This is a genomic window from Bacillus sp. PS95 (genome assembly GCF_037963565.1).
GTDB lineage: Bacteria > Bacillota > Bacilli > Bacillales > Bacillaceae > Bacillus > Bacillus subtilis.
The window spans coordinates 2817527-2840698 of record NZ_CP150160.1 but is presented as its reverse complement, the minus strand read 5'-3'; the positions used below and the strand labels follow the sequence as shown (position 1 = coordinate 2840698).

Here is a 23172-nt window from a genome sequence, read left to right as displayed (position 1 = left end):
ATGAGGGGGTATGAACGTTGTCAGACGCATTGAGAAGTACGCATATTGACGTTGAATTGAACGTTGATACCTCCCCTCTAGAAAGAGCAAATCAGCAAATAGATAGACTCGTTGATCATGTCGGCGATGCTGGCGGCAGTTTTTCACAGATGCGTACACGGATGGCTCAGGTTCAAAGGCAACAGCGGAATTTTAGAGACATCCATATGAGTATGATTTTGGACAACTCATCGTTGCAAACTGCCAGCCAAACAATTGAACGGCTAGGGCCTCAAATCGACTTAGTTACATCCCGTTTGAGCCAGCTGAATACTCAGGTACAAGAGACAAGCCGACTTATTCAAAGCCTTCCGTCTGAGGTCAATATCAATGTTGATCAGACGTCGATAACAAACGCCAATGAATCAATTGATCAACTCAGGCAGAATTTGAATAACGTCGATATGAGCCGTATCGGTACGCCCGCAGCAAACGTTACGCAGCAGAACACGCAAAGTGTTCAGAATAACGTGGCGGCGGTAGCTGTCCCTGCCCCGGACTACCGGGGAATCCGGCAGTATAGTCGGGAAATGGACTTTTTGCGCGGCTCCACCCGTGGACTAGAAGCCGATACAATACAAATGCTCAATGAAATGCGTCGAGCTTGGTATGAAGAACGATACGGCATGAACGGTTTCCGGAATGAATTAATCCGAGGTCAGTATGGTTTCTTTCAGCTAGGGAACCAGATGGACAGCTGGTCCGGTACCAATCAGCAGTTTATGGATGAAGTATACAGGCTAGGACGTGCTCACAAGCAAGTAACAGACAACATGATGAAAAACAACAAAATGATGCGCATGAGCATGCTGCAGACTGTAGGGACATTGATGGCCCGGTCCACTCAATCCGAGAAGATCGCTGCGAACTATGACCGAATGGGAAACCCGTTATATCAAGTCAATAAAGCGGGGCTTGCCGTATCGAATACGCTTGAGAACATGGCAAAGCAGGGTACTGCTGCGCATTTGGCTCTGAAAATGCTCGGACCTACTGCCAACATGAAAGAGCTTAACGATATGACAATGATGATTACTCAGGGTTATATGCGTTTTCAAATGGTGGCACTGGGCGCGGCTTTTACAAACTTTTTCATGTTCCAAGGGCTTCATAAAGCGGCAACACAAACAGTTCCCGGCTATTCAAAAGCATGGGAAGAGATGTGCAGTACACTACTGAAAGCCATTCAGCCAGCAATCGAAGTGTTTGCGGCGTTTGCGATGGCGATATACAAGGGCATTACAGCCGTTGCGAAACTGATCATTCAGTTTAATGAGGCACACCCTGTACTCTCGAAAATGATCCAAGGATTTATGCTTCTCATCCCTGTTTTAACCCTACTTTTATCGCCATTAGCGATAGGGGTAGGGTTAGTTAATGGGTTCCTTGGGGCTCTCAGCAGTTTGTGGATGTTCATTGGTCCAGTTGTAACTGGGCTGGCTGCTATGTCGGGCACGGTGTATGTCGTAGCTGGGGCCATCGTTCTCCTTGTAACCGGCATTTATTTGCTGTACAAGAATTTCGATAAGCTTCAGGAAAGATTCAAGCCAGCGACAGACGCGATGAAACGGTTTGCTAACATGGGGAAATCGGCGGTTGTCGGTGCATTTCATACAATGATCAAAGAGGCTGAGGGGTTAAAGCCTGCCTTCATGAAAGGATTCAAGGACGCACAAAGCGTGGCGATTACAGCCATTCATAAAATGCAGGCTGAATCCTTGAAGTTATGGGATCGTCTCAGTGAATCGCATCCACAGTTAGTGGCTGGAATTGAGTCGGCCTATAAAACGGCTGTGAAAACCGTGTCAGGCTTCATTCATAATGCCGGAAAGACAGTCTCTGATTTCTTCGGAAAAGGGCTGTCAGACGGTCTAAACGGCATCGTAAAAGGATTCATGGAGCAGTTGAAAGTCGGTCTATCCAGCTTTAAAGGAATGGTTTCTCTTGTTGCTCCGTTTGTCGCGGCGATCGGACTTGCATTCCTCGGAGTGTCAGGACCAATCGGTGTGGCTGTCGGTGCTATTTTGAGTGTTGCCGGCGCCTTGTATCGCATGCAACAAACAAACCAAAATGTAAGCCAGGCCTTAAAGACAGCATGGACATCGGTACAATCTGTTCTAATGAGTGTTTTTCAGGCATTGCAGCCAATCATCAACACGATTCAACAGTCTTTCGGGCAATTAGTCACACAATTGACACCACAGTTCCAGCAGCTGGCCGGACAACTTCAGCAGGCTTTCGTTCAAATAGGCGGCACGCTTGTTTTGTTTGCTGCAGCTATCTCGCAAACGTTCCAGACAATCGGTCCACAAATCATGCCACTGATTCAGCAATTGCTTTCAGCTTGGATGCAGTTGTCAGGTACTTTATGGACGAGTGTCTTGCAAATAGCAAGCAGCATTTTGCCGTTACTTGTTCAAGGCTTCCAGACGATTTTCCCGGTTATTCTGAGCGTAATTAATGCAGTGCTGCCAATCATTATTCAATTGATAGGCAGTTTCTCAGGAATCCTTGTTTCAATTGTGCAAAATGCCTTACCGATTTTGGTTCAGATGATTCAACTTGCATTCCCATTGATCCTGAGCATTGTACAACAAGCTCTTCCGATTGTTTTGCAACTGATTCAGCTATTAGGTTCATCCATCGGACAAATAGCGGTTCAAGTGCTGCCGTTAATTTTATCAGCGGTGCAGCAAGTGTTCCCGATTATTAAACAGGTCATTATGGCTGTTCTTCCAATCGTGGCTCAATTGCTTACTGTAGCGGCAACAATCATTTTACAGTTGGCACAAGCGGCACTTCCTATCTTGATTCAAGTCGTGCAGCAGGTATTCCCACAGATCATGCAAATCATACAAGCTGTTCTTCCGATTGTTGTTTCTCTTTTGCGACTTGTGGCGAATATCATCACGACTGTTGTTATTCCAGCGATCCGTTTCATCTTAAATATCGTGACGGCTGTGTTCCCGGTTGTACTCTCAATAATTCAAGTTGCCCTGAAAAATATCATTGCGATCATACAGGGTGCAATTGGCATTATTATGGGGATCGTGAAGATTTTCAAAGGCTTATTCACTGGGAATTTCCGGATGATGTGGGACGGTGTGAAGCAGATTTTCTCTAGTGCTGTTGGTATGGTGAAAAAGCTGGTGTCTAACGCAGCAGATGGAATTATCAAAGGATGGACTTATATCAGAACAAAAGTCGGTGATTTGGCACACAGTCTGTGGAAGAAGGTCACTGATAAGTTTTGGGATATTGTCGATGCTGCCAAGGCTCTACCGGGTAAAATCGGCGATGGTATCAAGAATATGGCCCATAAGGCCACGTCTGGCGTGACTAGCTTAGCGAACAAACTTGCTGGTGCACTCGGAAAAGGTGTAAATGGTGTAATCGGTGGAGTGAACTGGGTCCTTGATAAGATTGGTTTGAAAGATAAGCATATCCCTAAATGGGAAGTACCTAAATATGCACACGGAACCGGAGGGCACCCAGGAGGCCCGGCGATACTTGGGGACGGTAAAGGGGCAAACGCTGGTCCCGAAATGTATCGTACTCCATCAGGTCATGTGGGACTCAGCCCTGCAAATGATACACTGATGAACCTTCCGAAAGGCACTGAGGTGTTATCTGCAAAACAGACAAGAGCTGCTTTAGCGGGAGTTCCGGCTTACGCAAAAGGCACAGAAGGAAATATATTCACAAAAGCATGGAATGGTGTAAAATCCGTTGCCGGCAAAGTGAGAGATGTTGCTCTTGATGTTTTTGATTACATCGGGCACCCATCTAAGCTTTTAACAAAAGTTTTAGAAAAAATGGGTGTCTCTGCACCTTCTATGGCTGGCTCGTTCGGTGATCTCGCAAAAGGGGCTTTTAACTTTGTCAAAGATAAGGCTGTAGGTTTTGTCAAAGACAAAATGTCCAGTTACTCTGCAAGCTTTTCAGGCGGCGGCTCAAAAGCCGTTAAAAAATGGGTAGCTCAAGCGCTATCAATCAAGGGCCTTGGGTCTGAGTATGCTGGCGCACTTGAAACCATTGCCATGAAAGAATCAGGCGGGAATCCTAATGTTGTGAACAATTGGGATTCGAATGCGAAAGCTGGCCATCCATCACAAGGGCTTATGCAGTTTATACCAAGTACATTCAACGCTCACAAGGAACCGGGTCACGGAAATATCAAAAATCCAGTTGACCAGATCCTTGCTGCTATCAATTATTTGAACAGCAGATACGGCGGCATTTTAAAACATCCTGGGCTCGTTTCTATGGCTCATGGTGGGCCGTATAGAGGTTATGCGACAGGTGGAGTCATAAACAGCCCGCAAGTCGCTGCGCTTGGTGAAAACGGCTTTAGGGAGTATGTCATCACAACTGAGCCACGATACAGAAACCAATCACTCGGAATGTATGCTGCACTCGGTCGGGAGCTTGGCGCGGATACTGGATACACACCAGAAAAAGCTGCTACAAGCTCAAGCAGTTCATCTGTCAATATCACGTTTAACCCGTCGATCAATGTAAAAGTTGAGGGTGGCAGTGAAGGAGCAGAAACCAAGGTGAAAAAGGCTGTAACTGAAACATTTGACGAAGTTTTCGACATGCTGAAGTCGCTTTATCCACCAGAGGGGGCTTATTAATTGGCGAAGCTCGGAAAGATTAATCTTGTAAATGAAAAGGAATCTGACGGCGCGGATGTGGAGGTAACTTCATATCCCGTTGAAAAAGGGGTCCCGATCACGGACCATGTACAAAGAAAGCCAGAGACTACAACAGTCTCTGGCTATTTATTAGGCAAAACAGCAAATAGTGATTATGAATATCTGAAAAAGCAGGCTTATGCCGGTACTCTCTTGACTTATACCGGGCGTAAGGTTGCTAAAAATGTGATCATCACAAAGATAGATCGCGACACAGGCGATTACACAAACGGTTTTGCTATTTCAATTGAGTTGCAAGAAATCCGTATTGCAAAAAGCCCGTGGGTTAAGAAGAAAGTGAAAACAGCCGGAAAAAAGAAGAAAGCTAGCAAGAAGAAAACAAAAAAATCCAGCAAGCTATACCACAAGGTCAAGAAGGGTGACACTTACTGGGGCTGCGCTCGTAAATACGGCACCACTGTAAATGCTTTGCGTCGGTTAAATCCCTGGCCGGACCGAAGAATTCCGATAGGGGTCAAAATGAGGATCAGATGAAGGAGGGAAAGGCATGGCATCGAGAGATTACATTCCTTTTGACAAAGAGGACATACCCCAGCAGTTTGAATTTGATTTAGCAGATGACACGTTCATTTTGCGTATCAATTACAACCAGACAGACGATAGTTTCTCACTTGATTTATACGATCAGGACATGGAACCAATCGTGCTGGGTGAAAAATTGATTTTGAACGTTCCTTTGTGGGAAGACATTGTAAACGAGAAGCTGCCGGCACCCTCCTTAATCCCTATGGATGAATCGAATACAGAAACACGGGTTACATACGAGAATTTTATGCAAACCGTGTTTCTTTATATTGATGATGTCTCGGACGATGCGGAGGGCGAAGACGATGGCGACGAATAAAATGCTATTTGGGCGTGTCGTTAAGGTCACGATAGATAACGGCAGTTCACAAACCACTTTCGATTATAAAGACTTAGAGATTCATTTTGAGGTCCCGTTCGATGATGACTTCAAACCGAATGAAACAAAGGTTGAAATATACAATCTAAGCAAAGATTCAATCAGCAAAATTAAAAAAGGCAGCACTATCACTGTTCAAGCTGGTTATAAAGACGATTACGGTGTTTTAACTATCGGTAAAGTTACCAAGGTGCTGAATAATTGGGACGGTTTGAATAAGGTAACGGCCATCTATTCAAAAGATGGCGATGATTACACCCATATGAAAGTAACCACTGAAAACGCTGATCCTGCTGAAAAATATTACGTGAAAAAGCGGTACAAGCTCGCAAAGCCTGTGGTGACTTATAAAAAAGACAAGAACGGCCGGACATATAAAACGGTCAGGAATTACGGCACCCGAACAGAGGTCAGATACCGTAAGAGATATATGAAAATTACGTTCAAGGCAGGCACAACCTCAAGGCAAATTGTCGATAAGCTTCTGCGGGTACTCGGTATTAAAGTGAAAAATATCATTCTGCCTAAAAATAAAGTTTATAAAAAAGGCTATCGTGTCACCGGATTGATCGAAAACAATCTTGAAGAGGTCATTCATGATGCTGGGGCAGTCATGTATTATCGGCGGGGCCGTCCTGTTATTCGGCCACTCAGTCAAGGGGATGACGAACGTTTCAAGCTCGAAGAAGCAACAGGACTGGTGGAAACGCCAGAACAATTTGAGGAAGATGATCTCAAAGGGTATAAGGTGAAATGCCTTTTACAGCATCGTATCGCAGTTGCTTCAATCATAGAAATAAACAGCAAGACAGCGAAAGGGAAATATCGTGTGAAAGATGGCTCTCATTCCTTTGACGGTAAAGACTTTTTCACAGAATGTAGGGTGATTTAATGAGTAAAGCGACAAAGTTCTTTGACGGATTCGAACAGCGGATAAAACAATCAATCCATACAACGGCTCCAGCACGGGTTGTAAATTACAATGCTGATAAACACACTGCCGATCTGAAATTGCTGTTTCAAACCAATGATGGTGAGTATCTACATGAATACCCTTTAATCGAACATGCGCCTGTTTTGAAACATGTCGAAGCTGATATTAAAGTAGGGTCCTGCGTGTTTGTTTCATTTGCTGAACGTTCACTGGATAACCTGGACGGCAATAAAACCTTTGATCCGGATTCGAGGCGCACACACAGTATAAACGATCCAGTTGTTATAGGAGTGTGGGAAGGATGAAAACTCTCAAGCTTAAAGACGGGGATCTTTGTTTTGAAAATGGTGACTTACAAATGGTTGAGGGTGATGCTGAGCTGGCTCAATCAGTAGAAATGATCCTTAGAACAAGTTTAGGAGAGTTTGAGCTTGATGAACATGTCGGCCTTGATCGCAGCAACATTTTAAGAAAGCAGTTTGATCAAGAAGAGGCGCAATATGACATTATAAATGCCATTTCTCAAGAAGAGCGTATTGCCAGTGTGGAATCGGTGAACTTTCTAATGGATAAAGAGTCTCGCAGTCTTGCATTGCATGTGAAAATGACAAAAGAGGATGAAGAAACAATTGAGATAGGGGGGGTTGATCTTGCTTGATGAAACGGGCTTTCAACGGCAAACATATTCCGAGCTTGTTGATAGTATGGAGGACCGGGCGCGGGAACAATTCGGGGAGGATGTAAACACATCCAGTAAAACGCCATTAGGAATTATTATTCGTATCTTTGCTTGGTTTCTGGCCGGCTTGTGGGACATTGCAGAAAGGGTTTATAACAGCGGCTTTGTCAGTAAGTCTGAGGGCGTGCAGCTCGATCGTCTTGGCAGCAACTCGGGAATCACCCGGGAGCGAGCTGCGGAGTCAGTTGTGACTCTGTCCTTTACTGGAGAACCCGGCATCGTAATTGAAGAACAAACTCAGTTTACTACGGAATCAGGCATTTATTTTGAATTGATTGAGGACGTTGTTATTGAGGAGAATGGGACAGGCTTAGGGACGGCTGTCTCGCTTTCTAAGGGCGTTATAAACAATGTTGCAGCAAATACCATTACCGTGCAGGCAGAGCCCTCAGAGGGCGTGTATTCAGTTACAAATCCGGAACCATCGGCTGGCGGTGCTGACGAGGAAACAGATTCGGAATTCAGGGCGCGTATAAAGAAATCTGTGGAAGGCAGTTCAGCATCTACTAACGGAGGTATTATTTCAGCCCTGCTAAACGTTTCAGGCGTCCGTTCAGCGAACATTGTTGCCAATAATACCATGCAGACAGATGCAGAAGGTAACCCGCCTAAAAGCATTCATGCTTATGTACTTGGCGGCACAAAAGATGATGTTGCGCAAGCACTGTTTGACAGTGTTGCTGCCGGAATTGAAACGGTCGGGGAGCAAGTTGTCACCATAACTGACGCCAGCGGGCTTGATCATGCTGTTAAATTTGATTTTGCAAGGGAAGTCAAAATATATCTGCAGTTGGATTTAAAAACAAATGCTTCTTTCCCAATTGATGGAGTGAGCCAGATCAAAAACAACCTCGTTTATAAAATCGGGGGAATTGATGCGAACGGCTCTTACTATACCGGCTCACAAATGGGCGATGATGTTATATTGTCGCAGTTATTCAACGCGGTATATCAAGTAGATGGTGTCTTTGATGTAACAATCAAGATGGGGAAAGATGCGACAAGCGTTTCACAGTCAAACATTGAGATTGAACCTAAAGAGGTTGCCCAGGTACATTTTGATGAAATAGTGGTGAATCTCATATGATTAAAGACTTAATAGGAAAGCTGACCGATGCCTTTTTGAAAGATGAAAAGAGCAATATCGGTAAGCTTTTTCTAATTGTCGATGAACAGCTGACAGCACTTAAAAGCGCACTGATTACGGCTGAGAACTGGCGGGATATTGACGCAGCAAAAGGAAAGGCTCTGGATCTACTTGGTGACAACGTGTCGCAGGATCGGGGCCGTGCCACTGATGAAATTTATCGAGTGCTTATTCGCGGCAAGATTGCCAGAAATGTATCAGATGGCACCACTAACCGGATCATTGAAGCTTTAGCCAAAACACTGAACTGCAAGCCAAGTGAAATACACATTGTCAGTAGCAAGGAAAACAATGAAGATGAACCGGCTGCCATTATCGTAAAAAAGGCACCCATTGAGGCTTTGAGCAAAGTTGGAATGAGTGCAACACAGTTTTCGAATATCGTTCAAAAAACAGTAGCTGCAGGCGTACGGGTGGCTTATGTAGATTTAAACGGCACCTTTCGTTTTTCATCCTCTGCTAACTCTATAGAAACGAGTCAATATGGATTTTCAACAGACGGGACAGATGGGGGAACACTCGGCGGAATTTTTCAGCCTGAAGATGATTACCCTTTACCGATTTAAGGAGTGATTTTTATGCCTTTTACAAAAGAATTGCCTGAATGGGGGAACGCCGGGCAGAGGCCCCCGCAGTCCTCCATTGATGAAGGATACAAACCAATGGATCATCCCCCTGCGGATTGGTTCAACTGGTATCAGTATACCGCCTATCATGCACTAAAGGAATTGCAAGAAATAGCAGCAACGCAGGATGACGTTTCCACTGCTTTAAAAACAGCAAAAGCTTATACAGATGAATTTGCTGCACGTAGGGATAACCCCAACCAGGTTACAAAGGCCCAAGTAGGTTTAGGAAACGTAGACAACGTGCAGCAAGCAACAAAAACAGAATTCAACGCACACAATACAGATTCCATACGCCATATCACGGTCACAGAGCGTTCAAATTGGAATGCGAAGGAAACGACTACAGGGGCGCAAAACAAAGCTGATACAGCCGAAAAAAATGCAAAAACGTATACTGATCAACACATTAATGATAAAAGCAACCCTCATGGGGTGACAAAAGATCAAGTCGGACTCAGTAAAGTTACCAATGACAAACAGGCAACCAAAACAGAATTTGATGATCATGTAAAAGATACGACTGCTCATATAACTGCATCAGAGCGAACAAAGTGGAACGAGGCTCAACTATCTAAAATTACTAATGATGGGGGAGGAGTCCTAATATCCATAGCAGACACAGATGATTTTCTAAGTAAAATTGTTGAAACTGGAAAGACATTCGGAACCTTTTATTCAACAGGAAAGCCTACAAATGCGCCTTCTACATTATCAACTAGGGGATTTTTTCACTTTACCTCAGTCGATAGTCATGGAAAGGGGACATTTGGTTATGTGGTTGCAATTGATTATAAAAACAATGTTTTCACAAATTATTTGGACTTAAATCAAGGATGGGCTGGATGGTCTAAAGTAGAAACTGAAGCCCGTGCAAAGTCATACACTGATAACCTAGAAAAAAAACTAACCGAATTAACATGGTTCTCACCAGTTTTACAAAATAATTGGGTTAACTATACTGATGTAAATGAAACAGATCAAACAAAGTTTAAAGTTCGATATGCCAAGGATATTACTGGAACAGTAATTGTAGAAGGCGCTATTGCTAAAGGTACCATTGGGTTCGGGGTGCCTGCTTTCGTGCTACCGGTAGGGTATAGACCTGCTAGGGCAATTCAGTGGGTTGGAGTAGCTTCACAAGGTGGCATGTCAGGTATTCCACAAACACATAGGCTACTTGTAAATACTGATGGGAAAGTGATTATTGAAAATTGTACGAACACTGTAAAACCAAACGTTTTTATCAGTTTAGGGTTTAGTTTTAAGGCGGTTTAAGGAGGTTTTTTAGAATGATACAAGTCTATAAATACGACGATGACTATATATTTGAAACTCCTATGATTATTAATGAAATAGGTACTGATGAAGAAGTAAATCTACCTAAAAATTGTACAACAATTGCGCCTCCTGATGGTATGTTTAAGCCGCAATTTCATCCAGAATTAAATGAATGGTGGGAGGCAGCATCCGAGGACTATATTTTAAGTTTGGAGCCCAAAAAAGAACCTTCTGATTTGGATTTACTTAAACAACAAAATGCATTACTTATCTCCCAATTAGCTGAAACTCAATCGATGGCTCAACAACAGGCCAAAATGTATGCTGATTTAATATTATCACTTACGCAAAAAGGAGTAATTTGAATGGATTGGTATGAAAGCATTCGTGCATGTTATAACTGGGGATGTTATTCAAGGGATGACGTTAAAGCTTTTGTCTCATACAATAAAATAACCGAGAGTGAATATGAAGAAATAGTTGAGGAAGATATTGTTATTACAGATTAAATATGATATTTTAACTTTATGAAAAATACTATCTATTTACTTTTTATAGTTTCCATAATTTTAAGTGGGTGTTCAACATATGAAGGTTCAGTTGTGAAGGGTTCTGGACAACCTTCAAAAACACCTAATTATCATCCATTAATAATCGCACATAGGGGCGCTTCAGCATTAGAACCGGAACATACATCACTCTCATATAAGCGTGCAATAAAAGATAAAGCAGATTTTATTGAAATTGATCTAAGGCAAACTAAAGATCATGAGTTGGTTGCAGTCCATGATAAGGATGTTGAAAGAACAACAAACGGAAAAGGGAAAATTCAGGATCTTACTCTGTCTCAATTAAAAAAATTCAATGCAGGTAAGGGTCAAAAAATATTGACAATAGAAGAGATAATAAAAGAATTTGGTCTTTCAACAAAGTATTATATCGAAACGAGAGAAGATAATAACGGCAATTTAGTAATGGAACAAAAACTCATTGACATTCTAAATAAATACAATCTATTAGCCGAACACAAAGTGGTATTACAATCATTCAGTGAAAAGAGTTTAAAGAAGATACATTCTATTAATAAAGAGATACCACTGGTGCGTTTACTTCGTGATGGGGAAGTGAAGGATTTAAATAGTGATAAGCTAAAGCAGATAAAAAGTTATGCTTATGCAGTAGGCCCCAATGCTAAATTAGTTGATAAATCCACTGTTGAAAAAGTTCATGCAGCGAATTTACAGATTCATGTATTTTTTGATGCGGAGAATGAGAAAAAACTAACAATGAAAATGATTAATTTAAGGGTCGATGGATTTTTTTCCAATAATCCGGCTTATACTGAGAAACTATTAAACTCGTCAAATTGACGGGTTTTTTATTTTGCCTCAAAGGAGGTGAAATCGAATGAAATAGATAAAAGGAGGGTGTACTAATGTCACAATTGACGGAGGTACCAGATATGAATGTGTTTCAGCAGGATTTAACAGTCATGAAAGGTGAGCATAAAGCGCTTGAGCAGCGAGTTTCCGCACTGGAAAGAGTATCTGACCGACAAGACCAGCAAATCATGACGCTGAACGAAAAGCTCAACAAAATTGAAGAGAACACAACTTGGATCAAGCGCACCATAACGGGTGCAATTATCACAGCGATTTCCACCGGAGTTATAGGGGGAGCAATTGCTATTTTTTATACCGTTTTGCAAAAATAAGGAGGAATACACAATATGAAAAACTTTGACAAAGGCACGGTCGTCCGGACGGTGCTTCTTTTAATTGCGCTTATCAACCAAACAATGCTGATGTTTGGTAAATCACCCTTGGATATTACTGATGCACAAGTGAACCAACTTGCGGATGCGCTGTACACTGCGGGCTCTATAGCCTTTACTATTGGCACGACATTTACAGCATGGTTCAAAAACAACTATGTGACTGCAAAAGGCCATCAGCAAAAAGCTGTCCTGAAAAATCACAATCTAACCAAGTGAGCTGCCAGCTGGCGGCTCTTTCTAATTCAAAAACAGAATAGGAGAGATCATTTATGACAATCGCAGTGAAAAAGAACCTTGTATCAGAAGCAAAATACGCTTTAAAATGCCCTAATCCGATGACCGCGGAATACATCACCATTCATAACACTTACAATGATGCATCTGCTGCTAACGAGGTCAGCTATATGATCGGAAACACAAGTTCAACGAGCTTTCACTTTGCTGTTGATGATAAAGAGGTAAGGCAGGGCATCCCAACAGATCGCAATGCATGGCATACAGGAGACGGAACAAACGGTACCGGGAACCGTAAGTCTATTGGCGTTGAAATCTGCTACAGCAAGTCAGGAGGGCCTAAATACAGGGCTGCTGAAAAGTTGGCTATCAAGTTTGTTGCTCAGCTGCTTAAAGAACGCGGATGGGGTATTGATCGAGTGCGGAAGCACCAAGATTGGAGCGGAAAGTATTGCCCGCATCGTATTTTAGACGAGGGACGCTGGAATGAGGTTAAAGCGGCTATTGATGCTGAATTAAAAGCACTTGGCGGCAAATCATCCAGCAAGAAAACAACTTCGTCCAAGGCAGTGAAAAAACCAAGCTCAAGCAAAAAGAAAACATCTTTTAATCTGCCTTCTGGCATCTTTAAAGTAAGAAGCCCATTGACGCATAGTGATGCTGTTGAACAGATTCAAACAGCGTTGGCGGCATTGCATTTCTATCCGGATAAGAAAGCCAAAAACTTTGGTATCGATAGCTATTACGGACCAAAAACAGCTGATGCAGTAAGACGGTTCCAGCTGATGAATGGTTTAAATCCTGATGGCATTTATGGACCGAAAACGAAAGCGAAACTAGAAGCTTTGCTCAAATAAGGATAAATAAAAAGCCCTCATGAATTGAGGGCTTTTATATAAATAACCCCTGAGTATGATACCCAGGGTGATTTGCTCGTGACGAGACGAGCGAAGTATAATTTATCATATGCAATTTATCGAAAAAAAACACTAAAATACACTGTTATAAAGGAAAAAACCGAATGTTAGATAAACAATCCGGTTTTTTCAGACAGAATCACGCATTCATGAGCGTGCGAATTGTCCATGACTATGATGGACGAAGTATTTGTCTATAATATACTGCAGTTTTAGTGTTTTGTCAACAATCAGTTATGAAATCGTCCAGTTTACTCGTGTAATTATTCTTTTAAAGTCCTCTTTAGAAATTTCGCCTAACTTCTTGTTTAATCTGACCTTACTTACAGCTTTCATTTCCTCAGCTTTAATAGCAGAATCATAAGTCAAAAATGAATATTTTTTTGTGAATAAGAAATAATGACTTCTATATTTGGGAATGTTGGTTCCTTTTCTAAATTTTAAAGTTTTAGATAAAGGCGCAACAATAATATTTTCACCAGTTGAATTGATAGTATTATTTGATAAAACTATCACCGGCCTGTCTTCTCCGATATTTGAGTTTTGTTCAGAGCCTAAATTTTCCCCAAGCTCACACAAATAAATTCCACCTTGGACAATTCCCCTGCCTCTTAAACTTTGTTTGTTTTCAATCCAGTTTTTTGCTAACTCTTTTTTTCTGATGTTCCACTCTTCAAGCTTCTGATGTTTAGTAATCACTAACTGATTTTCTGACAATTTGACCATCCCTTTTTTTAGTATCATTTAATTATAAATGATTTTTAAAATAAAAAGAGAATTAAAGTGGGAATTTATTAAAAAGTCAGTAGGTTATCTCATTTCAACATTTATCATGGAACTTAAATTAATAAAATTTGTATCACCTTTTAAATCCTTCACATGTAACCTCTGGTTCACTTCATCTATGTAATGAACATGTCCTGTGACTACTTCAATAAAACCGTCTCTGTATACACTGATGACCAGAACCGAGTTGAATTCCATCGCCTCGCAAATAACACGGGCCATTTCTTCCAGTTGGTATTCATCTAGGATGGGTTTTTCAATTTTTTGGACTTGTTTCTTCCTATTTAATAGCGCTGCCCTTTGCTCAGGCAAAATAAATTTTTGTTCCCATCTCTTGTCGTAAATACCCTCGTTCATTCTGATCAACTCCCTGAACAAATTATACAAGAACAAATGTTCGAAAATCAACCGGAAAAGTATAGGAGGTTCGTAATCATTATGCTATAATCACACTAAAATGTACCAAATGCAAAATAATGGGGTGGTTTAGTGTTCTTCAAAGAGACAGAAACACAGGAGATCATCAAATATGAAGATTACCCTTATGCAGTTTACGCAAGGGTTTCCTCAGAAAAGGATGAACAGGTGACATCAATAGCCAACCAAATTGATATTTGTCATCATTGGATTGAGAAAAATAATTACGAATGGAAAGATGAAGCAATCCAATTAGATGATGGGATAAGCGGAACAGTCCTGCTTGATCGGAAAGCGATGCAGCTTATTTTAGATAAGGCGCAAAAAAGAAAGTTGAAGATGGTTGTTTTTAAATCAATCAGCCGGCTTGCACGTGATCTTAAAGATGCCCTTGAAATTCGAGAGGTTTTATTGGCCCACGGTGTAAGAGTTGTGACGCTTGAAGAGGGCTACGATAGTCTATATGAAGGCAAAAACTCAATGAAATTTGAAATGTTTTCAATGTTTGCAGCCCAATACCCTCAAACAATTTCAGTGGCAGCCAGTGGGGCGCTAGCAGCAAAAGCCCGCCGTGGTGAACATTCCGGCCGTGTACCTTTTGGATTTAAGAAAGAAGGTAAATTCCTAGCTATCAATGAAGAAGAAGCAAAAGTCGTACGTTTTATTTTTGATCTTCATAATAATCATGGATATGGACATAAAAGGATCGTTCTCAAGCTTAACGAAGAATTGGCACTTGGAAACATTGTAAAGCCTCAAAAGACTGAGTTTTGGCAGCTGTCTACAGTACAAACGATTTTAAAGAATCCTATTTATTGTGGCGTGTTTATTGCCAATAGACATACTCAAGTCAAAATAGGGGGACGGAAAAAATTTATCCGCAACCCAAAAGAAAAATGGACTGTTTACAAAGACTGGTGTCCTAAGATCATATCAGAAGAAGAGTATGAGAAAGCTAATAACAAAGAACACAAGATGCGTAAAAAGCGTTTTAACCCTCGGAATGAGCTACGAGGAATGATGAAATGTGGTGTGTGCGGTTGCAATATGGTTGTGCTGCCGTCGTACAAATACAATCAGAAACGTGAGAAGAAAGAGTTTAATTATTTGAAGTGTAGCGCCTATAGACGAGGTGGAACTGCTCTTTGTGTAAACCATGCTCCGATGCAATATAAGGACTTGCGGGCTTTTGTTATTAAAACACTGAAACAAAAGGGCAAGAAGTTAAAATTGGATGTAAAGTCGGATTTTGAAGAGCAGAAGAAAAACCGGATCAAGCGAACGAAAATAGAAATTGAAAACGCAGAAAACAAGAAAAAACGTCTAATCGAATTGTACTTGGAAGATCAGCTGATCACTAAGGCGGAATTCCAGGCGAAGCGAAAAGAGCTTGAAGAACAAATTGAAAAACTGAACGATAAGCTGTTCATGCTTGAGCGTGAGGAAGAAGAAACAATCGACATATCAAATATAAAGAATGCATTCGCGCAGCTGGAAAGAACTGATCAGGATTTATTCGAAGCATTTTCAGCGCTTATTGATAAACTTGTAATATACGAGGATGGAACAGTCGATTTCCATTATAAATTCAAGTGATTATTATTGTTTTAGTTTGCGATAGATATGCATATCAAATGCCATGCAGAAATTGGGTGTGAAAGGGCGTTCGCAAGCCGTTGTTGAGCTTCTTAGAATGGGTGAGCTAGAGCTTTAATCCTTGCCGGTATTCCTTCTTTTGGAAGGAGCCGGTTATTGCTGTTTGTTTGGAACATTCGAAACCATATTTGGAATGCTGTGCAAAACGTAGGCAAGTCATAAATTAAATTTTATTTCTTGATGTTGTTTGACTAAAGTCCTCTATTTCTCTCCTGCGAGTCTTGCATTTTCTTCAAAAAAGAAGGAAAATAGACACGGAACGCTTTTGTGCGTAAGAGATCCTTGAGTGAGGGATGGACAAATGACATCAAAACCTTTGGAGCATGTTGCGGATATTGAAAAGTCACTCCGCCACATTGCCGCGATCATTAAGCAAAAAGGACGAGAAATCCTTAACCAATATGCGATTACGCCGCCGCAATTTGTCGGCTTGCAATGGCTTTATGAATTAGGAGATATGACAATCGGTGAATTATCGGGCAAAATGTATCTGGCATGCAGCACGACAACGGACTTAATCGACCGCATGCAAAAAAATGAGCTTGTTGAGCGGGTCAAGGACCCGGCGGACAGACGTGTTGTCAGGATACATCTGCTGCCTGAAGGAGAACGGATTATCCAAGAGGTCATTACAAAAAGACAGGAATATCTGCGTGATATGTTCGAATCGTTTACAGATGAAGAAATAGCCATCTTCGAAAAATCTTTGATGAAACTGCAGCATGAAATGAAGAGAAAATGAGGCGATTTTGTTGGAACAACCAATAGGAGTCATTGATTCCGGGGTTGGCGGTTTAACCGTTGCGAAGGAAATCATGAGACAGCTACCTAAAGAAAATATTATCTACGTCGGGGATACGAAACGGTGTCCTTACGGGCCGCGCCCTGAAGAAGAGGTGCTTCAATATACGTGGGAGCTGACGAATTATTTACTCGAAAACCACCACATCAAAATGCTCGTGATCGCCTGTAATACAGCAACAGCGATCGCTTTGGATGACATCCAGCGCAGCGTCGGTATACCGGTGGTCGGAGTCATCCAGCCTGGTGCGAGAGCAGCGATAAAAGTGACGGATAATCAGCATATCGGTGTCATCGGCACAGAGAATACGATTAAGAGCAATGCATACGAAGAAGCGCTTTTGGCATTAAACCCTGATTTGAAGGTTGAAAACCTTGCCTGCCCGCTGCTTGTGCCTTTTGTAGAAAGCGGGAAGTTTCTCGACAAAACAGCAGACGAGATTGTCAAAACCTCGCTGTATCCGTTAAAAGACACATCGATTGATTCGCTGATTTTAGGCTGCACCCACTATCCCATTTTGAAAGAAGCCATTCAAAGATATATGGGAGAACACGTTAACATTATTTCGTCCGGCGATGAAACAGCCCGGGAAGTCAGCACGATTCTCTCGTATAAAGGGCTGCTGAACCAGTCTGCGAATGCCCCGGATCATCAGTTCCTGACAACAGGGGCGCGTGATCAGTTTGCAAAAATCGCAGACGATTGGTTTGGCCATGAAGTCGGCCATGTGGAATGCATCTCACTGCAAGAACCGATTAGAAGATAGTTTTCCCCGCAACGGTATGTTGCGGGTTTTTTTCTGTTTTGCCGGAATTCTTCGGTCTATTTCCTAAAGAGGCTCGTATACATAATAGTACAAACATCCTTAGGAGGGAAAAGTATGCTGAAAAAAGGACCTGCAGTCATTGGTGCCACTTGTCTCACCTCTGTCTTGCTTTTATCCGGATGCGGTTTGTTTCAATCTGATAAGGCAGCCGAGGAAATTGATCCGCCTCAAGACGTTACATTCGTGAACGATGAAGCGGGTGCCAATTCAAATACAACAGCAGCCAAAAAAACAGAAAGTGAAAAAAGCGATACAGCAAAAGCGGATCAAGCCTCATCTACTGTCATGAGGGAGCTTTATCTCATTGATAAAAACGGGTATGTTGTTGCGCAAACGCTGCCTCTCCCTAAAAGTGAGAGCACGGCTAAGCAGGCGCTTGAATACCTCGTACAGGGCGGGCCTGTGTCTGAAATTCTTCCGAATGGCTTCAGAGCTGTATTGCCGGCTGACACCACCGTTAACGTTGACATCAAAAAAGATGGAACCGCGATAGCTGATTTCTCTAATGAGTTCAAAAATTATAAGAAAGAAGACGAACAGAAAATCGTTCAATCTGTGACGTGGACGCTGACGCAATTTAGTTCGATAGATAAAGTGAAGCTGAGAATAAACGGGCATGAACTGAAGGAGATGCCTGTAGGAGGGACGCCGATCTCAGATGATTTAAGCCGCAAAGACGGCATTAATTTGGAGACAGCCGGTGTAAATGATCTCACTGCTACCCATCCGCTGACAGTCTACTACTTGGCGGAAAACGAAGACAGTGAATACTACGTGCCGGTGACCAAACGAATCGACAATTCGGAAAAAGACGACATCACAGCAGCCATTAATGAATTGGCTAAAGGGCCAAGCAAGGTGAGCGGGCTGTTAACAGACTTCAGTGAAGATGTAAAGCTTGTCAGCAAACCGAAAATCAAAGACGGGCGCGTGACGTTGGATTTCAATCAATCTATATTCGGCAGCGCCGATGAGAAGACGAAAATGATTTCTTCAGAAGTGCTGAACAGCATTGTGCTGACGTTAACGGAGCAGCCGGATGTAAAAAGCGTCTCTGTTAAAGTGAACGGAAAATCAGAGCTTGTAAATGAAAAAGGCGAAAAGCTCACAGAACCGGTCTCCAGACCTTCTCAAGTGAATACGGGTAGTTTTTAAATTGGGATTTTTGATATACTAGGAAGAAAGAGGTTAGCGTTCCGGCTGCCTCTTTCTTTATTCAATTCCGGGACAAAAATGGTTTATGTACATACAATCGGAGGTAAAACATGAGACATGACGGAAGACAACATGATGAGCTGCGCCCAATCACATTCGATTTGGATTTTATCAGCCATCCGGAAGGTTCTGTTCTAATAACAGCGGGAAATACAAAAGTAATCTGCAATGCGTCCGTTGAGGATCGCGTGCCGCCGTTTTTGCGGGGCGGGGGAAAAGGCTGGATTACTGCTGAATACAGCATGCTGCCGCGGGCAACAAACCAAAGAACAATCAGAGAATCTTCTAAGGGGAAAATTTCCGGCAGAACAATGGAGATCCAACGCCTGATCGGCCGCGCGCTTCGAGCTGTTGTAGATCTGGAAAAGCTCGGTGAACGGACGATTTGGATTGACTGTGATGTCATTCAAGCTGATGGAGGAACTAGAACAGCTTCCATTACAGGCGCATTTCTTGCTATGGCGATTGCGATTGGCAAGCTGATCAAAGCAGGAACAATCAAGACAAATCCGATCACTGATTTTCTTGCTGCGATCTCTGTTGGAATTGATAAGGAACAGGGAATTTTGTTAGATTTAAATTATGAAGAAGATTCCTCCGCTGAAGTTGACATGAATGTCATCATGACAGGCAGCGGCCGTTTTGTGGAACTGCAGGGAACCGGGGAAGAGGCGACTTTTTCAAGAGAGGATCTGAACGGTCTTCTGGGTCTTGCGGAAAAAGGAATTCAAGAGCTGATTGACAAGCAAAAAGAAGTGCTGGGTGATTCTCTGCCAGAACTGAAATAAAGACAGAAAGGCTTGATCATCATGAAAGAAGCAATTATTGCAACACATAATCCGGGAAAAGTGAAGGAATTCAAAGAAATTCTTGAGCCAAGAGGCTATGATGTCAAATCTTTAGCTGAAATTGGATTCACAGAGGAAATTGAAGAAACAGGCCATACATTTGAAGAAAATGCCATTCTGAAAGCGGAAGCTGTTGCCAAAGCAGTGAACAAAATGGTGATTGCGGACGACTCCGGTCTATCCATCGATAATCTTGGCGGCAGACCCGGGGTTTATTCAGCCCGCTATGCAGGGGAACAGAAAGACGACCAGGCAAATATCGAAAAAGTGCTCAGCGAGCTGAAAGGTATCGAAAAAGAACAGCGCACCGCCCGTTTCCGCTGCGCACTGGCCGTGAGTATTCCCGGAGAGGAAACAAAAACAGTCGAAGGCCATGTTGAAGGGTATATTGCCGAAGAACCGAGAGGAGAATATGGCTTTGGCTATGACCCAATTTTTATCGTGAAAGATAAAGATAAGACAATGGCTGAACTGACAAGTGATGAAAAAAATAAAATCAGCCATAGGGCTGACGCGCTTAAAAAGCTGTCTAAGCTTTTGGAGGCATAAGGAGGAAGCTTGTACATGAACGTGCTGATTATCAGTGACAGCCATGGGCTTGAAGAAGAACTCCAAACCATTGCGAAACGGCATGAGGCAGAAGTTGATCTCATGATTCATTGCGGGGACTCTGAGCTTGAAACGAGGCATCCTGCATTGGAGCCTTATGCGGTTGTAAAAGGCAATTGCGATTTTGCCGGCGATTTTAAGGACGAGCTTCTTCTGACTGCCGGCTCAAGAAAAATACTGGTCACACACGGCCACCTTCACGGTATAAAACAGACCTTGTTAAACGTATACTATCGTGCAGAGGAGCTCGGAGCGGATGTTATCTGCTTCGGGCATTCGCACATCGCGGGCAGCGAAGTGCTGCGCGGAAAACTGATGATTAACCCAGGCAGCATCCGGCTTCCGAGGGTGCGCAGGACAGAAAGCTATGCTATACTGACATTAGAAAATGATGCTGCGTCAGTCCGTTTTTACGACCAAGCAGGCAATGAAATTGAGGATCTGCAAAATCGAGTCACACTATGAAAATGTCATGAGGAAGAAAATTTTCTTCCTCATGAAAAAAATTCTAAAAAACCGTTGACTTATTATTGCATCCCATATATAATAAATCTTGTCGCTGATAGTTAAAGCGAAAAACAAAAAACAAAACGTGTCCCAGTAGCTCAGCTGGATAGAGCAACGGCCTTCTAAGCCGTCGGTCGGGAGTTCGAATCTCTCCTGGGACGTACCAAAAGAAAAACCTCAAATCCATTTAGGATTTGAGGTTTTTTTGTTGTCGTCTTATGATTTTCATTTGTTATTTAACGGATCATCATCCAAGCCGTCAACTTTTCCTTCTTTATTCAGACGAGGTTCTTCTTTTTTCACAGTTTCAGAAATATGTTCATTTTCTTCAACAGTGCGTTTGCCGACAACCACTTCATCAGTGACAACCGGTTTTTTAGTCACTTCAAGCTTTTCCTCAACGATTGGAACTCTAATCTCTTCCGAATCGTTGACGGGAGCAGCGTCCGTTTTATTTTCATCCACTGGACGGCGTTCGACATAAATTTCATCATGTCTCACAGGAATGTCCATATCTCTTTTTTCTGTTTTCACTTCTTTTCCTATTTCTACTTCGCCGGTTTGAACGTCTTCCTTATCGACCTTCAGCTGTTCTTCCCGGAGCGGCATCGTTTTTTCTTCTTTCGTTGTATAATCCAATTCATTTGTGCTTGAAAAGCCGCCTGAAAGGGCATTGCCGTTATCAATAGGAGCATTTACATTTGCATCTGTATCGACGGCTACCAGAAGTTTTCCGTCATCCAAATCTTCTTGATACTTGTCTATTTCATCAGTTTTAATATCCAAGTCGGATAATGCTTTGCTGTGTGTAGAAGTATCATCCATTGTGAAATAATCTTTCAGTTTATCGAAAAAAGATTCAGATTCGTCCTGATGTGCATCGATGGCTTGATTGACTTCTGTTCCTGTACGTGACTCCAAATAATCTGTATCTCGCCGGCTTGTCACAACAGAAATGTCATCAGAATCATAGCCTTTTGTGAGTAAGCCTTCAATCGCTGCGATGGTTTCCTGCGGAGTTTCATATACACCAACTATGCTTTTCATATCAATCTCCTCCTTTATGAATTTGCATTATATCGTTCATGTCGTTTGTAATTCCCGCTGTTCTTTGAATTAAACAAAATTGAAAACATTGGCGTGTATCATAAAGGTGAAAAATGTGTGAATATAAAAAAAGATAGATAAGACAGACCTTCCCCTGCACTTATCTATCCTTATAAAATCGTCTCACAATTCCTTCGTCATAAACACACTGGTTGGATCTTCACTGTAGTCTGCAAACGGTTCACAATACTGGAAACCGAAGCTTTCATACAATTTTCTTGCCGGCTCAAATGAAGCCATTGAACCCGTTTCTAAGCTTAACCGCTCATAGCCTCGCTTCTCGGCTTCTTCAATGATGTGCTGGAGAACTTGTTTGGCAACGCCTTTTCTTAAATGTGATGCAGATGTTCGCATTGATTTGATTTCTCCATGCCGGGTGTCCAGTTCTTTTAGCGCTCCGCAGCCAGCTAGTTCATCACCTTCCCATGCGCTCCAAAATGTTATTTCAGGCCCTCTTAGTTTTTCTAAACCTAAGGCATGAATACTTTCTGGCGGGGACATAAGCATCATGCTATGTAAATGCTCATTCACAAGTGAGACCACCTGACGTCCAGTTAAATCGTCTATTTTTATATGCAATTTTATTCCTCCTCGAAAACTTACGGGTTGTGCAGAATATCGTTCAATTCATCTTAATCATATTCCATCCTGTTTCCAAATATAAAGACAGAAAATGTGACTGTATTTGTGAAGTCGTTTTAAAACAATAAAAGGACCGCAATAGATGTTCGGCCCTTGTGGTCTTCTTTAATATCTAAAGCCTCCGTGTACGCCTGGCGCCCCGCTGAATCCGCCGGCATGTATCGCTGGAGCACTTAAGCTGCCGCCATGGCCGCTAAAGCCTGCACCTGAAAATTGCTGTCCGTAAAATCCTGAAGCGTATGGGAATGAGGAGTACATTCCAGAGGGAGTGGTTAACGGGCTGTATGCCTGGCTGAACGGCTGTCCGTATCCGTAGCCTCCAAATGGCTGCTGGCTTTGCTGGTAAAAGGGAGGGACAGCAGGATAGTACTGCTGCGGAAAGTTGGGGAAGCTTGGAAAGCCCGCAGGAAATCCTTGCATGTCTGCAAATGATTTATTCAT

27 protein-coding genes, 1 tRNA gene and 1 pseudogene are annotated in these 23172 nt (G+C 42.4%); 24 read left to right on the top strand and 5 right to left on the bottom strand.

Annotated features, from left to right (window positions below; all coding sequences use genetic code 11):
* Positions 1–17 precede the first annotated feature (17 nt).
* The 15 genes from NSQ12_RS14825 to NSQ12_RS14755 all read left to right on the top strand — a co-directional run bounded on the left by NSQ12_RS14825 (position 18) and on the right by NSQ12_RS14755 (position 13256).
* Positions 18–4676 carry a transglycosylase SLT domain-containing protein gene (locus NSQ12_RS14825; RefSeq protein ID WP_339175019.1) on the top strand — a complete coding sequence of 1553 codons (4659 nt, stop codon included), beginning with the start codon at positions 18–20 and terminating at the stop codon, positions 4674–4676.
* Positions 4677–5231 carry a LysM domain-containing protein gene (locus tag NSQ12_RS14820; protein ID WP_015715399.1) on the top strand — a complete coding sequence of 185 codons (555 nt, stop codon included), beginning with the start codon at positions 4677–4679 and terminating at the stop codon, positions 5229–5231.
* Between the two features lie 13 nt (positions 5232–5244).
* Positions 5245–5601, top strand: coding sequence for a hypothetical protein (locus tag NSQ12_RS14815; protein ID WP_032722280.1), 357 nt, complete (start codon positions 5245–5247; stop codon positions 5599–5601).
* Complete coding sequence (locus tag NSQ12_RS14810; protein ID WP_015715401.1) at positions 5588–6553, top strand: hypothetical protein; 966 nt, start codon at positions 5588–5590, stop codon at positions 6551–6553. Before NSQ12_RS14815 ends, NSQ12_RS14810 begins: the two co-directional genes overlap by 14 nt.
* Positions 6553–6900 carry a Gp138 family membrane-puncturing spike protein gene (locus NSQ12_RS14805; RefSeq protein ID WP_015715402.1) on the top strand — a complete coding sequence of 116 codons (348 nt, stop codon included), beginning with the start codon at positions 6553–6555 and terminating at the stop codon, positions 6898–6900. The genes NSQ12_RS14810 and NSQ12_RS14805 overlap by 1 nt, the downstream gene beginning before the upstream one ends.
* Positions 6897–7253, top strand: a complete 357-nt coding sequence (locus NSQ12_RS14800; protein ID WP_085186920.1) for a DUF2634 domain-containing protein — start codon at positions 6897–6899, stop codon at positions 7251–7253. The genes NSQ12_RS14805 and NSQ12_RS14800 overlap by 4 nt, the downstream gene beginning before the upstream one ends.
* Entirely contained in the window at positions 7246–8421 is a 1176-nt protein-coding gene (locus NSQ12_RS14795; RefSeq protein ID WP_085186922.1) for a baseplate J/gp47 family protein, read from the top strand. The genes NSQ12_RS14800 and NSQ12_RS14795 overlap by 8 nt, the downstream gene beginning before the upstream one ends.
* Positions 8418–9047 carry a DUF2612 domain-containing protein gene (locus tag NSQ12_RS14790; RefSeq protein ID WP_085186924.1) on the top strand — a complete coding sequence of 210 codons (630 nt, stop codon included), beginning with the start codon at positions 8418–8420 and terminating at the stop codon, positions 9045–9047. The genes NSQ12_RS14795 and NSQ12_RS14790 overlap by 4 nt, the downstream gene beginning before the upstream one ends.
* A gap of 12 nt (positions 9048–9059) precedes the next feature.
* Positions 9060–10385 carry a hypothetical protein gene (locus tag NSQ12_RS14785; RefSeq protein WP_198887134.1) on the top strand — a complete coding sequence of 442 codons (1326 nt, stop codon included), beginning with the start codon at positions 9060–9062 and terminating at the stop codon, positions 10383–10385.
* 14 nt (positions 10386–10399) lie between these two features.
* Positions 10400–10753, top strand: coding sequence for a hypothetical protein (locus tag NSQ12_RS14780; protein ID WP_198887133.1), 354 nt, complete (start codon positions 10400–10402; stop codon positions 10751–10753).
* Positions 10754–10897 (top strand): XkdX family protein, encoded by a 144-nt coding sequence (locus NSQ12_RS14775; RefSeq protein ID WP_198887132.1) that lies wholly within the window; start codon positions 10754–10756, stop codon positions 10895–10897.
* An 18-nt stretch (positions 10898–10915) separates the two neighbouring features.
* A complete protein-coding gene (locus tag NSQ12_RS14770) occupies positions 10916–11758 on the top strand; it encodes a glycerophosphodiester phosphodiesterase family protein (protein WP_198887131.1) in 843 nt (280 codons plus the stop codon).
* A gap of 74 nt (positions 11759–11832) precedes the next feature.
* Positions 11833–12102, top strand: coding sequence for a hemolysin XhlA family protein (locus NSQ12_RS14765; RefSeq protein ID WP_063336264.1), 270 nt, complete (start codon positions 11833–11835; stop codon positions 12100–12102).
* A 15-nt stretch (positions 12103–12117) separates the two neighbouring features.
* Positions 12118–12381 (top strand): phage holin, encoded by a 264-nt coding sequence (locus NSQ12_RS14760; RefSeq protein WP_116315356.1) that lies wholly within the window; start codon positions 12118–12120, stop codon positions 12379–12381.
* A 53-nt stretch (positions 12382–12434) separates the two neighbouring features.
* Positions 12435–13256 carry an N-acetylmuramoyl-L-alanine amidase gene (locus NSQ12_RS14755; protein ID WP_339175012.1) on the top strand — a complete coding sequence of 274 codons (822 nt, stop codon included), beginning with the start codon at positions 12435–12437 and terminating at the stop codon, positions 13254–13256.
* 294 nt (positions 13257–13550) lie between these two features.
* Here NSQ12_RS14755 and NSQ12_RS14750 read toward each other — a convergent pair whose 3' ends face one another.
* Together NSQ12_RS14750 and NSQ12_RS14745 are read right to left on the bottom strand one after the other, a co-directional pair.
* The gene (locus NSQ12_RS14750) at positions 13551–14033 is read right to left on the bottom strand and encodes a type II toxin-antitoxin system PemK/MazF family toxin (protein WP_250540607.1); all 483 of its coding nucleotides are present in this window, start codon (positions 14031–14033) and stop codon (positions 13551–13553) included.
* A gap of 93 nt (positions 14034–14126) precedes the next feature.
* On the bottom strand, positions 14127–14459 hold the full coding sequence (locus tag NSQ12_RS14745) for a YolD-like family protein (protein ID WP_339175009.1): 333 nt from the start codon (positions 14457–14459) through the stop codon (positions 14127–14129).
* A 132-nt stretch (positions 14460–14591) separates the two neighbouring features.
* Between NSQ12_RS14745 and NSQ12_RS14740 the strand changes: the two genes are divergently transcribed.
* The 9 genes and pseudogenes from NSQ12_RS14740 (at position 14592) to NSQ12_RS14700 (ending at position 21143) form a co-directional block, all read left to right on the top strand.
* Positions 14592–16115, top strand: a complete 1524-nt coding sequence (locus NSQ12_RS14740) for a recombinase family protein (RefSeq protein WP_064670963.1) — start codon at positions 14592–14594, stop codon at positions 16113–16115.
* Positions 16116–16146: 31 nt separating this feature from the next.
* Positions 16147–16233: pseudogene (gene gerE / locus NSQ12_RS14735) on the top strand (spore germination transcription factor GerE); the annotation flags it as partial.
* Positions 16234–16476: 243 nt separating this feature from the next.
* Positions 16477–16917 (top strand): MarR family transcriptional regulator, encoded by a 441-nt coding sequence (locus NSQ12_RS14730; protein WP_003229573.1) that lies wholly within the window; start codon positions 16477–16479, stop codon positions 16915–16917.
* Positions 16918–16924: 7 nt separating this feature from the next.
* Positions 16925–17743, top strand: coding sequence for a glutamate racemase (racE, locus tag NSQ12_RS14725; RefSeq protein WP_015251521.1), 819 nt, complete (start codon positions 16925–16927; stop codon positions 17741–17743).
* A gap of 114 nt (positions 17744–17857) precedes the next feature.
* Entirely contained in the window at positions 17858–18958 is a 1101-nt protein-coding gene (gene gerM, locus NSQ12_RS14720) for a spore germination protein GerM (protein WP_076458233.1), read from the top strand.
* Positions 18959–19068: 110 nt separating this feature from the next.
* Positions 19069–19806, top strand: coding sequence for a ribonuclease PH (gene rph, locus NSQ12_RS14715; RefSeq protein WP_003246039.1), 738 nt, complete (start codon positions 19069–19071; stop codon positions 19804–19806).
* A gap of 12 nt (positions 19807–19818) precedes the next feature.
* Positions 19819–20415, top strand: a complete 597-nt coding sequence (locus NSQ12_RS14710) for an XTP/dITP diphosphatase (RefSeq protein ID WP_015251523.1) — start codon at positions 19819–19821, stop codon at positions 20413–20415.
* 15 nt (positions 20416–20430) lie between these two features.
* Positions 20431–20940: a metallophosphoesterase gene (locus tag NSQ12_RS14705; protein ID WP_017697219.1), complete on the top strand. Its 510-nt coding sequence runs from the start codon at positions 20431–20433 to the stop codon at positions 20938–20940.
* Between the two features lie 129 nt (positions 20941–21069).
* Positions 21070–21143 (top strand) — tRNA-Arg (locus tag NSQ12_RS14700).
* 64 nt (positions 21144–21207) lie between these two features.
* On the opposite strand, the gene NSQ12_RS14695 is transcribed toward NSQ12_RS14700, so the two are convergent.
* The 3 genes from NSQ12_RS14695 to cotQ all read right to left on the bottom strand — a co-directional run bounded on the left by NSQ12_RS14695 (position 21208) and on the right by cotQ (position 23172).
* Positions 21208–22029 carry a YsnF/AvaK domain-containing protein gene (locus tag NSQ12_RS14695; RefSeq protein WP_213414573.1) on the bottom strand — a complete coding sequence of 274 codons (822 nt, stop codon included), beginning with the start codon at positions 22027–22029 and terminating at the stop codon, positions 21208–21210.
* 183 nt (positions 22030–22212) lie between these two features.
* The gene (locus NSQ12_RS14690; RefSeq protein ID WP_339175005.1) at positions 22213–22668 is read right to left on the bottom strand and encodes a GNAT family N-acetyltransferase; all 456 of its coding nucleotides are present in this window, start codon (positions 22666–22668) and stop codon (positions 22213–22215) included.
* Positions 22669–22836: 168 nt separating this feature from the next.
* A complete protein-coding gene (gene cotQ, locus NSQ12_RS14685) occupies positions 22837–23172 on the bottom strand; it encodes an inner spore coat protein CotQ (RefSeq protein WP_004398743.1) in 336 nt (111 codons plus the stop codon).

Bases quoted from the DNA above. Each gene is read 5' to 3' on its own strand.
- NSQ12_RS14815 (WP_032722280.1), top strand. From the start codon at position 5,245: ATGGCATCGAGAGATTACATTCCTTTTGACAAAGAGGACATACCCCAG.
- NSQ12_RS14810 (WP_015715401.1), top strand. From the start codon at position 5,588: ATGGCGACGAATAAAATGCTATTTGGGCGTGTCGTTAAGGTCACGATA.
- NSQ12_RS14805 (WP_015715402.1), top strand. From the start codon at position 6,553: ATGAGTAAAGCGACAAAGTTCTTTGACGGATTCGAACAGCGGATAAAA.
- NSQ12_RS14800 (WP_085186920.1), top strand. From the start codon at position 6,897: ATGAAAACTCTCAAGCTTAAAGACGGGGATCTTTGTTTTGAAAATGGT.
- NSQ12_RS14790 (WP_085186924.1), top strand. From the start codon at position 8,418: ATGATTAAAGACTTAATAGGAAAGCTGACCGATGCCTTTTTGAAAGAT.
- NSQ12_RS14785 (WP_198887134.1), top strand. From the start codon at position 9,060: ATGCCTTTTACAAAAGAATTGCCTGAATGGGGGAACGCCGGGCAGAGG.
- NSQ12_RS14780 (WP_198887133.1), top strand. From the start codon at position 10,400: ATGATACAAGTCTATAAATACGACGATGACTATATATTTGAAACTCCT.
- NSQ12_RS14775 (WP_198887132.1), top strand. From the start codon at position 10,754: ATGGATTGGTATGAAAGCATTCGTGCATGTTATAACTGGGGATGTTAT.
- NSQ12_RS14770 (WP_198887131.1), top strand. From the start codon at position 10,916: ATGAAAAATACTATCTATTTACTTTTTATAGTTTCCATAATTTTAAGT.
- NSQ12_RS14760 (WP_116315356.1), top strand. From the start codon at position 12,118: ATGAAAAACTTTGACAAAGGCACGGTCGTCCGGACGGTGCTTCTTTTA.
- NSQ12_RS14755 (WP_339175012.1), top strand. From the start codon at position 12,435: ATGACAATCGCAGTGAAAAAGAACCTTGTATCAGAAGCAAAATACGCT.
- NSQ12_RS14745 (WP_339175009.1), bottom strand. From the start codon at position 14,459: ATGAACGAGGGTATTTACGACAAGAGATGGGAACAAAAATTTATTTTG.
- NSQ12_RS14730 (WP_003229573.1), top strand. From the start codon at position 16,477: ATGACATCAAAACCTTTGGAGCATGTTGCGGATATTGAAAAGTCACTC.
- gerM (WP_076458233.1), top strand. From the start codon at position 17,858: ATGCTGAAAAAAGGACCTGCAGTCATTGGTGCCACTTGTCTCACCTCT.
- rph (WP_003246039.1), top strand. From the start codon at position 19,069: ATGAGACATGACGGAAGACAACATGATGAGCTGCGCCCAATCACATTC.
- NSQ12_RS14705 (WP_017697219.1), top strand. From the start codon at position 20,431: ATGAACGTGCTGATTATCAGTGACAGCCATGGGCTTGAAGAAGAACTC.
- NSQ12_RS14695 (WP_213414573.1), bottom strand. From the start codon at position 22,029: ATGAAAAGCATAGTTGGTGTATATGAAACTCCGCAGGAAACCATCGCA.
- cotQ (WP_004398743.1), bottom strand. From the start codon at position 23,172: ATGAATAAATCATTTGCAGACATGCAAGGATTTCCTGCGGGCTTTCCA.